10 protein-coding genes are annotated in these 15,560 nt (G+C 44.4%); 5 read left to right on the top strand and 5 right to left on the bottom strand.

The features are described from left to right. Positions 1-40: 40 nt before the first annotated feature. From SJY28_RS08960 to katG, 4 genes are all read right to left on the bottom strand, one after another. Entirely contained in the window at positions 41-1,042 is a 1,002-nt protein-coding gene (locus SJY28_RS08960; RefSeq protein WP_379544173.1) for an LLM class flavin-dependent oxidoreductase, read from the bottom strand. 347 nt (positions 1,043-1,389) lie between these two features. Further along, positions 1,390-3,873, bottom strand: a complete 2,484-nt coding sequence (locus SJY28_RS08965) for a membrane-bound PQQ-dependent dehydrogenase, glucose/quinate/shikimate family (protein WP_379544174.1) — start codon at positions 3,871-3,873, stop codon at positions 1,390-1,392. A gap of 197 nt (positions 3,874-4,070) precedes the next feature. Further along, positions 4,071-5,000 (bottom strand): LysR substrate-binding domain-containing protein, encoded by a 930-nt coding sequence (locus SJY28_RS08970; RefSeq protein WP_379544175.1) that lies wholly within the window; start codon positions 4,998-5,000, stop codon positions 4,071-4,073. Positions 5,001-5,379: 379 nt separating this feature from the next. Beyond that, on the bottom strand, positions 5,380-7,563 hold the full coding sequence (gene katG, locus SJY28_RS08975) for a catalase/peroxidase HPI (protein ID WP_379544963.1): 2,184 nt from the start codon (positions 7,561-7,563) through the stop codon (positions 5,380-5,382). A gap of 783 nt (positions 7,564-8,346) precedes the next feature. On the opposite strand from katG, the gene SJY28_RS08980 reads away from it, so the two are divergent. The 5 genes from SJY28_RS08980 (at position 8,347) to SJY28_RS09000 (ending at position 14,936) form a co-directional block, all read left to right on the top strand. Further along, positions 8,347-10,263, top strand: coding sequence for an AmpG family muropeptide MFS transporter (locus SJY28_RS08980; RefSeq protein ID WP_379544176.1), 1,917 nt, complete (start codon positions 8,347-8,349; stop codon positions 10,261-10,263). A gap of 50 nt (positions 10,264-10,313) precedes the next feature. After that, positions 10,314-11,186 (top strand): peptide chain release factor N(5)-glutamine methyltransferase, encoded by an 873-nt coding sequence (prmC, locus tag SJY28_RS08985; RefSeq protein ID WP_379544177.1) that lies wholly within the window; start codon positions 10,314-10,316, stop codon positions 11,184-11,186. A gap of 47 nt (positions 11,187-11,233) precedes the next feature. Then, complete coding sequence (locus SJY28_RS08990; protein WP_379544965.1) at positions 11,234-12,037, top strand: HesA/MoeB/ThiF family protein; 804 nt, start codon at positions 11,234-11,236, stop codon at positions 12,035-12,037. Positions 12,038-12,207: 170 nt separating this feature from the next. Further along, positions 12,208-13,551, top strand: a complete 1,344-nt coding sequence (locus tag SJY28_RS08995) for an ABC1 kinase family protein (RefSeq protein ID WP_379544178.1) — start codon at positions 12,208-12,210, stop codon at positions 13,549-13,551. 128 nt (positions 13,552-13,679) lie between these two features. Then, positions 13,680-14,936, top strand: coding sequence for a YbfB/YjiJ family MFS transporter (locus SJY28_RS09000; protein ID WP_379544179.1), 1,257 nt, complete (start codon positions 13,680-13,682; stop codon positions 14,934-14,936). A gap of 5 nt (positions 14,937-14,941) precedes the next feature. On the opposite strand, the gene SJY28_RS09005 is transcribed toward SJY28_RS09000, so the two are convergent. Further along, positions 14,942-15,430, bottom strand: coding sequence for an Lrp/AsnC family transcriptional regulator (locus tag SJY28_RS09005; protein ID WP_057759684.1), 489 nt, complete (start codon positions 15,428-15,430; stop codon positions 14,942-14,944). Between the last annotated feature and the right edge of the window lie 130 nt (positions 15,431-15,560).

Genomic DNA, 15,560 nt, shown 5'->3' on the forward strand with positions numbered 1-15,560 from the left:
TCCAGTTAAGGTTCATCAATAATTATGCAAGTGTCTCATTTCATTGTAAAGTAAATAAGTTTAGCTCCGGTGTAAGTTCAAGTGAACGGATGCGAGCAGCTTGGTCATAAATATTGGCCGTCACAATCAGCTCATTTGGCTGATAGGTTGCCAAAAATGCAGCGAGTCTTGGTTTGACCGTGTCGACAGAGCCAATGAATGATACTGACAATGCGTTATCTACCATCATTTTTTCTGCTTGACTCCAGATACTGTCCATATCGTGGGTAGGCTTAGGCATTTGACCTGTTTCGCCACGGCGCAGACGTACAAAGCTTTGCTGTGCTGAGGTAAAGTGATATTGAGCGGTCGCATCATCATCAGCCAGCAATAAGTTTGCAGCCAACATCACATAAGGCTTATCTAGATAGACAGACGGTTTAAATTGCTCACGGTAAGCCTCAATTGCTTGCCCAAGCATTTGCGGGGCAAAGTGAGAGGCAAACACATAAGGTAGTCCTAAATGTGCAGCCAAGGTCGCACCAAATAGAGAAGAGCCTAATATCCAAATCGGTATGCCTGATTTTGCACCAGGGAATGCCTGTACAGGACTGCCATCTGTATCATTACCTAAGAAATACATCAGCTCTTGCACATCTTGTGGAAAGCGTTCTGCATCTTTCATTTGTCGACGAAGTGCCTGAAACGTCGCACCATCAGTACCAGGTGCACGGCCTAGGCCTAGGTCCACACGGTCGCCATATAGTGCCTGCAAAGTACCAAACTGCTCGGCAATCACAAGAGGGGCGTGGTTCGGTAGCATGACGCCACCAGCACCAATACGGATACGGTCGGTTTGACTACCGATATGCGATAGTAGTACTGAAGTAGCTGCACTAGCAATACCGGGCATATTGTGATGCTCTGCCATCCAGTAGCGATTTAAGCCTGATTTTTCTGCTTGCTGTGCGGTTTCGACCGTTTGGGCGATGCCTTCAGCGATGGTTTTGCCTTGAGGCACAGGTGCGAGATCTAAGAAAGATAAAGGGATTTTATTACTCATAAATGTTCCAGTAGTGTGTGAATTATTTTCTACTGATATGCTTATAGACAGTGGTAGTTTCAAGTGCCACTAGCCACTGTTAATGAATCATAACAAAGCCAGCTAACTCTGTTTTTAAGCTCGCTTAACAATTATTAGGGTGTATTTATGAAGGTTGTCGTTGGTCAAAATAAGCGATAAATAAACTGTAAGTAAGGTCATAAAAGGATTTAGCAGCATTACACTATGGCATTAAAAAAAGATGGCATCAAAAAAAGCAGGCAACCTAAGTTACCTGCTTCTCTAATTAGTCGATTATAAGATAATGATAAATTAAATAATCACTATCTTAAGAACCAAATGCAACATTATTTATCTTGGTCACTAAGCTTGTAAGCTAAGACATAATCACCAATGGTTGTGCCAACTGAACCATGACCACCTGCGACCAATACGACCATTTGCTCACCTTTAGAGTTCAAGTAAGTCATTGGCGTCGCTTGACCACCTGCTGGAATACGGACATTCCATAGCACGTCGCCATTTTTCAAGTCATAAGCTCGGAAGTTGTTTTCTGTCGCCGCTGACAAGAACGCGACGCCACCTTTAGTGATGATAGGTCCGCCGATACCGGGTACGCCCAATTCCAGTTTGATAGGAATAGGAGACAAGTCTTGTACCGTACCATTTTTGCGTTGATAAGCGATATCACCTGTGGCCAGGTCAGCACCAGCGATCGTGCCCCATGGTGGCTGCTGACAAGGTACGCCTAGCGGTGACAAGAAGGGACCCAATTCTACTGCGTAATCTGCACCTTCATTGGCATTGACGCCTTGCTCGCCTTTATTGGTCTCTGCATCGCCCAACGTGTCTCTAGGAATGAGTTTTGAAGTAAATGCCAAGTATGTCGGCATACCGAACATCACGCCATTCTCAGGATCGACTGCAATACCGCCCCAGTTAAAGGTACCAAAGTTACCAGGATAGACCAAGCTACCATTGGTTGATGGTGGGGTATAGCGACCATCATAGTTGAGCTGATTGAACTCAATACGGCACATCATTTGATCGACGAGACTGGCACCCCACATGTCTTTTTCAGTTAGTGGTTCAGGCTCAAAGCTCAAGCCAGAATAAGGCTGAGTTGGCGCTGCGTGCTCTCCCGCTATGAGATAGCCTTGTGGTGCAGGACGCTCCTTAATCGGTACAATAGGCTCACCCGTTGCGCGGTTCAAGACGTATACATCGCCTTGTTTGGTTGGTACAACCAGCGCAGGCTGTACGCCGTCGGCCGTATCTAGATCGAGTAAGGTTGGCTGAGCAGGCGTGTCCATGTCCCAAAGGTCATGATGGACAAACTGCTGAACCCAGCGTGCTTCACCAGTTTCGATATCTAATGCGACAACAGACGTTGCATACTTTTCTTCAGCGGCATTTCGGTAGCTACCTAGCTGATCCGGTGTGCGGTTACCCATAGGGAAGTACGCCAATCCAAGCTCTTCATCGGCAGTAGCGACTGACCATGAATTTGGCGAGCTGGTCTTATAAGTTTGGGTTGGATCATTAACATCGAAAGGCGCTGTATTATCAGGATCGCCTGAGTCCCAGTTCCAAAGAATCTCACCAGTATTGACGTCATACGCACGGATTACACCAGAAGGCGAGTTGACGTCATAGTTATCATTGACAGCACCAGCGACGATGATGGTATCACCCGCGATAACTGGTGGTGACGTTGAGTAATAGTAACCTGCTTGATTGAACGGCATGTTATGCATCAAGTCTAATGCACCATCATCCCCAAAGTCTTGGCAGCGTTGCCCAGTATTTGGATCGAGTGCATATAGTTTCGCATCAGACGTTGGGATAAATATCTTGGCATCACATTGCTTAGATGCATTTTCAAAGGTATTACCAGCAATTTTTTGTACTTGCACAGGACTGGTCGCTTGACCCGCATAATAAGATACGCCGCGACAGGTTTGATGCTGTCGTTGTAAGTTTTCCTCTACTTGAGGATCAAACTTCCATAGTGTCTCACCAGAGTCGGCATCTAGCGCTAGTACCCAGTTATGAGGGGTACATAGGTACAAACCGTTGCCAATTTTTAATGGTGTTGCTTGATAAGTGGTCTCACCGACATCGTTAGGACCTTTGACATCACCTGTTTGGATTTGCCATGCCAGTTCTAAATCTTTGACGTTATCGGTATTGATTTTATCGAGAGGCGAGTAGCGCTGACCATAATCAGTACGACCATACGCACTCCACTCACCATCTGGCGTTTGTTGACCGTTTGATAACGGATCACCAAGGTTGGCTGACGTCTCATCTGAGCTGACGTTTTGCTCGTCATCATTTGCAGCAGTCAAGTCTAGTTCACCGAGTTTGTCAGTGGCATTGTTAGCTAAACTACCAAAAGAGAGCAGTGCACCTACGGCCACGCTTACGAGTAGACCCCAATAATACAGAGGGCTTTTCTTAGCGTTGTTTGTGGTTGATGTATTAGCTGCAGCATTTGCGGCTACTTGAGTTTTAGGCCCACGCATTTTGTTGGATACCCATGGCAATAGCATGAGCAAACCAAATATAAGCGGGAAGCCAACTCGAGGTGCTAGCGCCCACCAATAGAACCCAGATTCCCAAAGTGCCCAAGCCATGGTTGCTACGATAAATAGCGCATATAACCCGTAAGCACTCCAGTGTTTTTTGAACAATAAAAAAGCTGTCGTTAGTATGATAACGCCAGCAATGAGGTAGTAAGGACTACCGCCTAAGGACAATAAATAAGCGCCGCCAATGAATAGAGGGGCGGCAAAAATTGCCATAATGATCGCTACGAATTTTTCCATGAGCGGTATCACCTGTTTACAGAAGAGCAAGTTAATATGTATTGATATTTAGTCAACTTCATTCGACCAAATATCAATACAAGTGTGAATAATATATAAAAGAAACATTGAATAACGTTCTAGAATCTATTTTATCATCCACAGCTCAGTCTAGTAAGGGTGAGCAAGTCTGAGATACTTTATTTAACAAATGCTCATTAATTTGCAAATTGCTTTTGGCATAGCTCCATGAACGCACGTCCATATTGACGGATTTCTGCATCATCGCGTACCGCCATCCAACTGGTAAAGCGCCCGAAATGATCGACGGGTATGGCAGTCAGGTTTTGATAATGGCTTGGCTCAAAGGCCATTTCTGCGATGATACCAATACCTAGGCCCAGACCGACATAGGTGCTGATCACATCGGCATCAAGTGCCGCTAATACAATATCCGGCTCTAATCCTGCTTCATCAAACGTCTTGTCAATCGCGCCGCGTCCCGTAAAACCACCGTGATAAGTCACAATCGGATAGCTGGCAAGCGTGGGCAGGTCAATAGACTTTTGGCTAGCCAGTTCGTGGTCACTCGGTACGATAACGCGATGCGTCCAGTCATAGTAACGGTAGCATCTAAGATAGTTATTATGTAGCAAGGACTCAGTGGCGATACCGATATCGGCTTGACCACGTATGACCATCTGAGCGATGGTCTCAGGATCTGCCTGTTGCAAAATCAAATTTACTTTAGGGAAACGATCTTTAAACTCTTTAACCACTTGCGGCAGTACATAGCGCGCTTGTGTGTGAGTGGTGGCAATCGTCAGCGTACCGATGTTAGGATTATTAAAATCTAAACTTAGGTTTTCAATGGTACGAATTTCAGCAAAGATAGACTCGATATGAGGCATGAGCGCTGTGCCCATAGTGGTCAGTCCCGTCAGGCGTTTGCCTTGGCGCACAAACACTTCCGTCTTTAACTGGTTTTCTAACGCAGCAATATGCTTTGATAAGCTTGATTGACTGGTATGTAGCACGGTCGCCGCTTGGCTTAAGTTATAACCGTTAATCACCGTATGCCATACTGTTTCTAGCTGTTTGAGCTGAATCTGCAAATGCCGTTGGTTGACCACTACGTCGATTGCCATAACTTAATCCTATTGTATAAATATACAAACCCTGTCTGTATATGAAAGTAAAAATGTCTGAACATACAGTAATAAAGTAGTGTAAAACAAAGTTATTATTCTTGTATATAATAAATAGCTATCAATTTATGATAATTATGAATATAGAATTTGTATTTTGCAATGCTAAAAAATTATTCGTTCAGCAAATGTTGTTTAGTCAGTAAATACTTTTTATTCAGTGAGGTAACTTGACTTAACAATTCATAAAAAACGGTCATGATTGAGCATAAAAAACTGAGCATAAAAAAACAGCTACCTTCTAAAAGATAGCTGTTCGTTAGTTATAAAGTTATTTATTAATATTAGTTAGTCGATACTGACCAACTTCAAACTCAGTTTATTTTGCAATATCAAAGCGATCTGCATTCATAACCTTGTTCCAAGCGCGGACGAAGTCACGAACGAATTTCTCTAAGTTGTCATCCTGCGCGTATAGCTCAGCATAAGCACGTAATATAGAGTTAGAGCCAAATACCAAGTCTACACGGCTTGCTTGCCATTTGACGTTTCCTGTACCACGTTCACGTACTTCGTAGCTATTAGCAGTATTGTCGGCTGCTTTTACAGGGTGCCATGTGTAGTTCATGTCTGTTAAATTGACAAAGAAGTCGTTGGTAAGTACGCCAGCGCGTTCAGTAAAGACGCCATGTTGGCTCTGACCGTGGTTGGTATCAAGCACTCGCATACCACCAAGCAATACGACCATCTCAGGTGCTGTCAATCCCATCAACTGCGTACGATCAAGCAGCATCTCTTCCGGTGATACCGCATAGTCGCCCTGAATCCAGTTACGATAGCCATCATGTAGTGGTTCTAAATCAGCGAAAGATTCGGCGTCAGTCATTTCAGCGTCAGCATCACCGCGACCTGGATTAAACGGTACAGTAATATCTATACCTGCATCGTTTGCTGCTTGTTCAATAGCGGTGTTACCAGCCAACACAATAAGGTCTGCTAAGCTAACCTCTTTCTCAAAGCCAGACTGAATACTTGTCAATGTCTCAAGCACACGCTGTAATTGTTCTGGCTCGTTGCCTGCCCAGTATTTTTGTGGGGCTAAACGGATGCGTGCACCGTTGGCACCGCCGCGATAGTCCGAAGCGCGGAATGTACGAGCGCTGTCCCATGCTGTAATGATCAACTCACGACGACTAATGTCACTGTCTAATATTTGCGATTTTAGCGTTGCAATATCATCAGCAGTCAAGTCCGCATTACCTGTAGGAATAGGGTCTTGCCATACAAAGTCTTCGCTCGGTACGTCGGCACCTAAGTAACGAGATTTCGGTCCCAAATCGCGGTGAGTCAGTTTGAACCACGCTCTAGCGAATACTTTATCAAAGTACTCTGGGTTGTTATGGAACTTCTCTGAAATTTCACGATAGATAGGATCTTTGCTCAATGCCATATCTGCATCAGTCATGATTGGGTTACGACGTACACTTGGATCATGAGCATCTAACGGACGATCTTCCTCTTTGATGTCAGTTGGTTCCCACTGCCATGCGCCCGCTGGACTTTTGGTCAATGCCCATTCATGGTTCAATAGAAGCTCAAAGTAACCATGATCCCACTGGGTAGGGTTGGTGGTCCATGCGCCTTCGATACCACTTGAAACAGTATCGCCTGCATTACCACGACCCTTAGGATTGCGCCAGCCTAGACCTTGCTCTTTAATATCAGCGGCTTCTGGCTCGTCTTCTAGTATCGTTGCATCACCATTACCGTGACATTTACCAACGGTGTGCCCACCAGCGGTTAGAGCGACAGTCTCTTCATCATTCATTGACATACGAGCAAAAGTAGTACGCATATCTTGAGCGGTCTTTAGTGGGTCAGGGTTACCATCCACACCTTCAGGGTTAACATAAATCAAGCCCATTTGTACTGCTGCTAGTGGGTTTTCTAGTGACGCGCGGTCTTCGTCGCTATCATAACGGTTTTTGGTAGCGGCTAACCATTCGCGCTCAGAACCCCAATAGATGTCTTTTTCTGGATGCCAAATATCAGCTCGGCCACCAGCAAATCCTAGGGTTTTGAAGCCCATAGATTCATAAGCCATGTTACCTGCCAAAATCATCAAATCGGCCCAAGACAATTTGTTGCCGTATTTTTTCTTGATTGGCCACAATAGACGGCGGGCTTTATCAAGGTTGACGTTGTCAGGCCAGCTGTTCAATGGTGCAAAGCGTTGGTTACCAGTATTAGAGCCGCCGCGACCATCAGCACCGCGATACGTACCAGCTGAATGCCAAGCCATACGAATCATCAAGCCGCCATAGTGCCCCCAATCCGCTGGCCACCATTCTTGCGACTCAGTCATTAGGTTTTTTAAGTCAGTTTTGACCGCTTCTAGATCTAGCTGTTTAAAAGCTTCAGCATAGTCAAAGTCTTCACCCATTGGGTCAGTCTTTTTGTCTTGCTGATGCAATATGTCTAACTTCAGTGCATTTGGCCACCAATCTGTCGCAGCAGAAGCAGTAGTAGTGTGCGCTTGATGCATAACAGGGCAGCCACCCATGCTCGGACGCTCAGGCTCATGCGAGTTATCAACGTTTTCGCTATGGATCGTTGGACCTTGACCATCGCCTTTGTCATAAGTGGTATTGGTTGATTCAGTATTATTGTTGCTTTCGTGATCTACAGGACAACGAGCAGCATCTGGGGCAGTGTTTTTGTCGGTGGTGTTATTGGTTGAGTCGGACATGGTATAACTCCTAGGCTATGATAATAGAAAGAACAAACCGTGAATCTCGGTAGTCGTTGTTTATGTACAAAGCATAACTAAGCTGAGTAGATTTATAAAACTAATATATAAGAATTATAAGTTTTAAATTACTAATCATAAAAAGCTTGATGTTTTGTTTATCTCAATCTTCATTAACGCCCGTGCTTATCATCGCCAGTTAAGAGTAAACCAATAGAGTGCACCTAACCAATCAAGCCTGCGTCAGTTTTACTACTACCTTTATATTACCTATAAATAATGTCATTGTCAGACATCTTTCAAAATAGAAATTAGCAATAAAAAAGAGAGCTAAGATAACCTTGGTAAAACACTGCAGTTTTTTGCGTTACTATTAAGAAATATAAGCGATTGCCCATGGCCTGCAATCGCTAAGTTAATGCAAAAACATCTAGTCAAGATAAAGGTTCTCAAGTACCATAACTGGATTTTGTTGTAATGATAATATTGGTGCAACGTAGAGCAATTTTTATCGATCCTTTTGTCGATAACTGATTCTAAAGATTGATAAAAATTGTGCGCGGTTGTGTTCTTTGTCTGAATTGTTGGTGAGTTATTATGTCTGCTGTCAAATCTGTACCACCCAATCAACCAATTGCCAAAAAGTCATGGGGCGAGGCTACAAAAGCTTATCTCGATCCTCGTGTCATTATTATGCTGTTTTTGGGGTTCTCAGCGGGTATACCCATTCTGCTGATTTTCTCAAGTCTATCGCTATGGCTGAGAGAAGCAGGCATTGATCGTAGTGTCGTCACTATGTTCAGCTGGGCAGCATTGGGTTATTCGTTCAAATTTATTTGGGCGCCATTGATTGATGCGCTCCCTGTGCCGTTTTTGACCAAGTGGTTAGGGCGTCGTCGTAGTTGGATGGTGGTATCACAGCTGCTTATCGTGCTGGCGATCTTTTTGATGGCAAGGGTAAATCCTGTTAGCGAAGATGTTTTAGTTTATATGGCAGGCGCGGCCGTGTTGCTTGGGTTCTCTTCTGCGACGCAAGATATCGTGATTGATGCGTACCGTATTGAGCTTGCGCCGCCATCTATGCAGTCTATTCTGTCCTCTATCTATGTGTCAGGCTATCGTATCGGTATGATTGTCGCAGGGGCAGGCGCGTTATATTTGGCTGATTATTTTGGCTCAAATGAGACGTTTTATAGTTATGAAGCATGGCGCAACACCTATTACATCATGGCAGGGGTTATGACCTTAGGGGTATTAACGACCTTTGCCAGTTATGAGCCAACCGCTGAGACCCTGCAAAGTAAAAAGCAAAAGGGTAACTTAAAAGTATTCCTGATTTATTCAGCGTTACTGCTTATCCCAGGTCTGCTGTTTGGCGTTATTTACCTAATTAATATTTTGATCAATACAGTATTTGATAGCACAGTGGCCTTAATACCACTAATGGTAATGCCAGCGATTAAATTTTACTTTTTAGCACTGGTCGCGTGCGCGCCATTATTACTGCTGTACTTTATTATTAACCAACCAAAAATCATTAACAAAGCTCCGCTAGTCGCCGAAACTCGTGAAGACTACGTCAGACTAGTAGCCTTGTTTGTATTTTCAGTGATTGCTTTTATCGCTGCTTATATATTGATGGGACAAGTCCTGCCAGAGTTCGAAGGCGCGTTTTCTAGCTTCTTTGTAGAAACCTTGCACTTATTAGTAAGCCTAGGCGTGGCGATGGCAGCAGGTTATGCACTGGTACAAGTAGGACTGGTGAAAAAAGAAGTGGCCATGGCAACATGGATCGAGCCTGTCTTAGACTTTTTCCGACGTTATGGCAAAAAAGCCTTGCTACTATTAGCCTTGATTGGTCTATACCGTATCTCAGATATCGTCGCAGGCGTGATCTCCAACGTCTTTTATCAAGACATGGGCTTTAGCAAAACCGATATCGCCAATGCCGTAAAACTGGTCGGTGTGATAATGGCAATTGCAGGTGGCTTCTTGGGCGGGATTTTGGCTCAGCGTTTCCGTATCATGCATGCCATGATGATTGGCGCGATTTTAGCGTGTGCGACCAACCTGTTGTTTGTGGTATTGACATATAACCCAGGTAGCCTGCCAATCATGTATATGGCAGTGATATTTGATAACTTGGCTGCGGGCCTTGCGAGCGCTGTATTCATCGCTTTCTTATCCGCACTAACCTCGATTCGCTTTACTGCTGTACAGTATGCGATTTTTTCCTCATTGATGACCCTGATACCAAAAGTGATGGGTGGGTACTCAGGTGCTATCGTCGATAATATGGGTTATCCATTTTTCTTTATCTTTACCTTCGCTATTGGTATTCCAATTCTGGCACTGATCTACTTTGTCGATAGACATATTGTCATTGGTGATAACGATGATATTTATGGCGATGACAATAATGATGGCAGCGGTGGTAGTGGGATAGGTGACAAGCTAAGCAAAACCAATCCTAACCTGACCGATACCAAAGAGCCACCACGCGCATCAGAGTAGGCTAAGCAGCATTTTACCTTTATACATTCACCGTTTTTTAAGAGCTATTTATGACCGTATTAACCATTCGTCAAATTAAGCAACAAATTGGACAACTGACGAATGGTGATACTGATAATCAGCTGCCGTCGTTTTGGCTAACTGATTGGTTGTTGCACGTCATTGATAAGCCTGCGATAGCGTTGATGACTGATGAAGATTATCAGCTAACTGATAGTGAGCTTGCTCAGTTCAACGCTGGTGTGGTGAAAATGCAGCAAGGCATACCGCTTGCGTATCTGACTGGGCAGCAGGAGTTTTGGTCGCTTAGCTTTAGGGTAAACGAGCATACTTTGATTCCTAGACCTGATACCGAGGTATTGGTTGAGCAAGTATTAAACTGGATAAACGCTCAGCCAGCGCAACTCAGTAATAAACGATTGCTAGACTTGGGGACAGGGTCAGGTTGTATCGCTATCAGTCTTGCCCATGAGTTAAAGCACGCTAATTGGCAAATCGTGGCGGTTGATTTATCGTCAGAGGCGCTTAAAGTTGCTCAGCACAATGCCGTGAGTAACAACGTTATCAATGTTGAATTTATCCAGAGTAGTTGGTATCAAGCACTACCTACTAACGATGAGCCACAGTTTGATATCATCGTCTCTAACCCTCCCTATATTGACGAGACAGACGAACATTTGGCAGGACTAACAGCTGAACCGCTCAGTGCGCTCAGTGCACCCAATCAGGGTTTGGCTGATATCGAGCATATCGTCCAGCAAGCAACGACATACCTATGTATAGGTGGGTTATTAGCTATCGAGCATGGCCATGATCAAGGTGATGCGGTTCGGCAGCTGTTTCTAGACAATGGGTTTGAGTCAGTACATACCGTAAAAGATTATGGTGGTAATGATCGCGTTACGCTAGGGCAAGTTCAATAGATAGTTTCTTGATAGTAGATTTCTTTGGTTATAGGTTGTAGATGAATATGGTAGAAGAGATGGTACAGCTATCAGATGACGAGCTGCTCCGTTATGCACGGCAAGTATTATTAGACGGTTGGGATATGGATGCTCAGCTGCGATTAAAGACAGCACGTGTGGTCATAATAGGGGCAGGCGGCCTTGGCTGTCCTGCGTCTGAGACATTGGTACGTGCTGGAGTGGGTCACGTCCATCTGATTGATGATGACGAGATTGAGGCGAGCAATCTACAACGGCAAACGCTGTTTTTGCCTGACGATATTGGTAAACCCAAAGCACTGACCGCAGCAGCCATGTTAGAGCGCATCAATCCTTTGATAAAGACTCGTGGCACAGTGGCGCGGTTAGATGAAGATAATGCCTATGAATTGCTCGATATGGCAGCAGGCAAGCCGGACTTGCTATTGGACTGTACGGATAATTTTGCCACGCGTGACATCATCAATCGTATCAGCGTGCGCTATCAAATCCCGCTACTATCCGCCTCAGCGATTGCGATGCAAGGGCAGTTAGCACTGTTCGAACCTCAGCTCGATACTGGTTGCTATCACTGCGTATTTGGCTCAGTGGTGCTTGACGAAGCCGCTGACGAACGTACGTGTGCCAATTCAGGAGTGCTTGCGAGTACCACTGCCGTCATGGGCAATCTACAAGCCAATGCTGCGTTGCAATACTTGGGATTAACCAAAAATCCACTGACAAACAAGCTGCTCATATGGGATGGTAGTCAGATGCAGCAGCGGCTAATGGGCTATCGAAAAGACCCACAGTGTCCTGTCTGTAGCAGTCCTATAGTCAATCCTCTATAAATTGGATACGGTGTTAGGCTGGCTTAGTCTACGACTTGTAGTACTTTTACTCGCTTTTCTTGTATCCAAATTATATTAAACCGACTATAACTGAGTAATCTGATTTTAACGCATTTTTATATTGTATTGCCTATCTTCAAACATCCTTCTTATTACCATAGTTGTTTCTTATGAAAATTCACCGTCCGCATTTATTAAAACATACATTCAATGTTGTCAATCGTGTTCGTCAAACGGCGAGTGTCGCTGGCCTGTCTGCGCTAAGAGTGGCAAAAGGTGAGAAACCTGACGCGATGCTACTCAAAGAAACCTTTGAGCAGCTAGGCACGACTTATATCAAAATCGGTCAGTTCATCGCCAGTACGCCGTCATTGTTTCCACGTGATTATGTTAAGGCTTTCCAGAGCTGCTTGGATCAAACCACGCCATTGTCTTATGCTTATATCGAGCAAGTGCTAAGAGAGGAGCTAGCGAATGATGGCATGACGCTTGATGATACGTTTGCGCATATTGACTCAGAGCCATTAGCCTCGGCTTCTATCGCTCAAGTGCATGCAGCTCGTCTGCACAATGGCGATGAAGTAGTGCTAAAGATACAAAAGCCTGGCGTCGAGACCATCATGCAGACTGACTTGGGTGTATTACATGGCGTAACTAAGCTACTTGAGATACTGATGCCATCGATGAAATTTGCGAGTATTGCGCCGATTATCGATGAGATTCGTCTGCGTATGCTTGCCGAGACTGACTTTATCGCTGAAGCACAGAACATCCGCGATTTTCAGCAGTTCTTAGCGGTATCAGGCAATATTCGTGTCGTTGCACCAGCCGTATATGAAGAACTGACTACCAAGCGTGTCCTAACGATGAGCCGTCTATATGGCGTTTCTATGGTCGATGAATCGCTCATGCGCCAATACTGTGCAGATCCTGCCCAAGTTATGGCAGATACTTTGAACACATGGTTTGCCAGTCTTATGCTGTGCAATAGTTTCCATGCGGATTTACATGCTGGTAATCTAATGCTATTAACCGACGGCCGTATTGGATTTTTGGATTTTGGTATTGTCGGTAAGCTCAAAGCTGAGAGCTGGCGTGCGTGCATGGGCATGATGCAAGCCATGCAAGACAGTGACTATCAAGCCATGGCTCGCCATATGATTGATATGGAAATGACGCATGGTGGCAATAAAGTAGATGTGGCTGCACTGGGGAATGACTTGCAACGCATGATGACAACCATCATGGCAGAAGATAAAACCTTTACCAGTGGTGTACCTTTTAATAGTAAAGAGCAAGCCGATGAGCTTAATCAAATGATGCTTGAAATTGTCGAAGTTGGTAAACGTCATGGCATCCATTTCCCACGCGACTTTGCTCTATTAACCAAACAGATGTTGTATTTTGATCGGTTTATGCGTACGCTAGCTCCAGATATGGATATGTTTAGCGATCAGCGGGTACAGATGCTAGGGCAAGATACAGTAGAGACACCAACGTTAGACGTATTATAGTTTTCGCTAATAACTTTATGCTGGCCTAATATATCTAATAACTTCTCTATTTCTGCGTTTATTTATTACTGCTTTTGACTGTCTAACACAAAGGATTGTGTGCTAATTGCCGCAAAAATGGCTCTGTCATGATGACTGCTTTTAAAAGCCGTATGATCCCGACGATTACCAATGAAGCTGCCATTGCCTGTATCGGTATGTACTGCATGGCAGTCGTTATGGGTTATGGCCGTTTTCTGTTTACCGCTACCTTACCTGATATTATGGTGCAATTGTCGCTATCAACGACGATTGCAGGCTGGTTGGCATCAATCAATTATATCGGTTACTTTATTGGCGCTCTTATCGCCATGTTTGTACCTCAGCGCTCGACATGGCAGGCGATGACACTTTGGGCGATTATAAGTGTTGTTACCACGATGTTACTCGTCATACCAAATATGTCGCTCATACTATGGTATATCATCCGATTAATTGCAGGTATTGCAAGTGGCGTGGCGATGATTCTAAGCTCATCTTTTGTGATTCAAAACCTTAGCCCTGAGCGCCGTTCTGTATTGTCAGCAGTCCATTATGCAGGTATTGGCGTTGGCATTAGCGCCTCTGCCATAGTGACATGGTGGCTATTAAAACTAGGCTATCACTTCGATGTAATTTGGCTAGTCGCAGGTGTCACCAGTTTGCCGCTTGTATGGCTACTGTATGCGATAAAACCAAGACGAGTACGGGCTGTTGATTCACAGCAGATTGATGCCAAACAACACGTGTCAGTGCACCAGACCTATTTAAACTTTAAACGCTCCTTATACGAAGCCATCTCTGGGCACCATAAAGCGCTTACTTTACTTTTTGTCAGCTACGTATTGGCAGGGTTTGGTTATATTAGCTCAGCGACCTTTTTGCCCGTTATGGCAGCGCAGCGTCTAACGACACAGACGTATGCTGGATTGATGATTTGGTTGGTTGTTGGTATTTTTGCGATGTTGTCAAACCCCCTATGGGGAGCGCTTGCCAAACGTATCGGTGAGATAAAAACCTTAATGGGGCTGACGGTATTGCAAGCATTTGGCATGTGCTTGCCGATATGGTTTGATGGGGCGCTTGGATTGTATGGCAATGCTGCGATTTTAGGATTGACCTTCGTCGGTATGGTATCGATGACACTGACTCTATTTAAAAACATCAATCCTGCCTATTCTAATTTACTGATTGCACTAGCGACGTTAGCTTATGCATTGGGTCAGTTTTTAGGACCTTTGGTGACAGTGGCGCTGGCAGGGCAGGATGGTAATTTCAATGCAGGGTTACTTGTCGCTGCTATTGGATTGATGATCGGGTTTGTACTATTGGCATGGTTTCGTCGACAGTCACCAACGACCGTATAGATCGTCTAAACCACGCTACGGCTAAATACTTCTCGTAATTCAAAACTGGTATGAACTTGCGCCACGCCTTCGATACGATTGAGGCGATGTAATAAAAACTCTTCGTAATGTGTCATATCACGTACTCTAACCTTAATCAGATAGTCTTCGGTGCGACCTGTGACAATACTACAGCTGATGACTTCCTCAAAGCTCTGAACTTTGCGTTCAAATTGCTCAAAACGTTCTGCCGTATGACGATCCATACTAATAGCGATAAACACGGCTAGTGGATAGCCAAGTTTTTGCGCATCGGTTTTGGTATGGTAGCCAGTGATTATGTTCGCATCTTCTAAGCGTTTGATACGACGTGCGCAAGGGGTGGCAGACAGGTTGACACGTTCAGCGAGTTCAGTAATGCTCATACGCGCCTGTGTTTGCAATAAGCGCAGTAACTGTCTATCTATTTCGTCTATATCTGCAGTCCCTGTACTATCAATATGATTATCTGGCATTTCTCAAGCCTTAATAGTGAATTTATTCGATTATAATGTCTAAATTGTGTTTTTCCACTAAAATAACAGAAAATAAAGTAAAAGAAAGCAGGTTTCTCTCTGTTAAACTTTGATATTATTATGGTATGAA

The organism is Psychrobacter sp. R86515 (assembly GCF_042466315.1).
Lineage (GTDB): Bacteria > Pseudomonadota > Gammaproteobacteria > Pseudomonadales > Moraxellaceae > Psychrobacter.

What these genes read in the sequence shown, in the direction of transcription:
- SJY28_RS09005 (WP_057759684.1), bottom strand. Translation starts at nt 15,430, where the DNA reads ATGCCAGATAATCATATTGATAGTACAGGGACTGCAGATATAGACGAA.
- SJY28_RS08980 (WP_379544176.1), top strand. Translation starts at nt 8,347, where the DNA reads ATGTCTGCTGTCAAATCTGTACCACCCAATCAACCAATTGCCAAAAAG.
- SJY28_RS08960 (WP_379544173.1), bottom strand. Translation starts at nt 1,042, where the DNA reads ATGAGTAATAAAATCCCTTTATCTTTCTTAGATCTCGCACCTGTGCCT.
- SJY28_RS09000 (WP_379544179.1), top strand. Translation starts at nt 13,680, where the DNA reads ATGATGACTGCTTTTAAAAGCCGTATGATCCCGACGATTACCAATGAA.
- SJY28_RS08965 (WP_379544174.1), bottom strand. Translation starts at nt 3,873, where the DNA reads ATGGAAAAATTCGTAGCGATCATTATGGCAATTTTTGCCGCCCCTCTA.
- prmC (WP_379544177.1), top strand. Translation starts at nt 10,314, where the DNA reads ATGACCGTATTAACCATTCGTCAAATTAAGCAACAAATTGGACAACTG.
- SJY28_RS08970 (WP_379544175.1), bottom strand. Translation starts at nt 5,000, where the DNA reads ATGGCAATCGACGTAGTGGTCAACCAACGGCATTTGCAGATTCAGCTC.
- SJY28_RS08990 (WP_379544965.1), top strand. Translation starts at nt 11,234, where the DNA reads ATGGTAGAAGAGATGGTACAGCTATCAGATGACGAGCTGCTCCGTTAT.
- katG (WP_379544963.1), bottom strand. Translation starts at nt 7,563, where the DNA reads ATGGGTGGCTGCCCTGTTATGCATCAAGCGCACACTACTACTGCTTCT.
- SJY28_RS08995 (WP_379544178.1), top strand. Translation starts at nt 12,208, where the DNA reads ATGAAAATTCACCGTCCGCATTTATTAAAACATACATTCAATGTTGTC.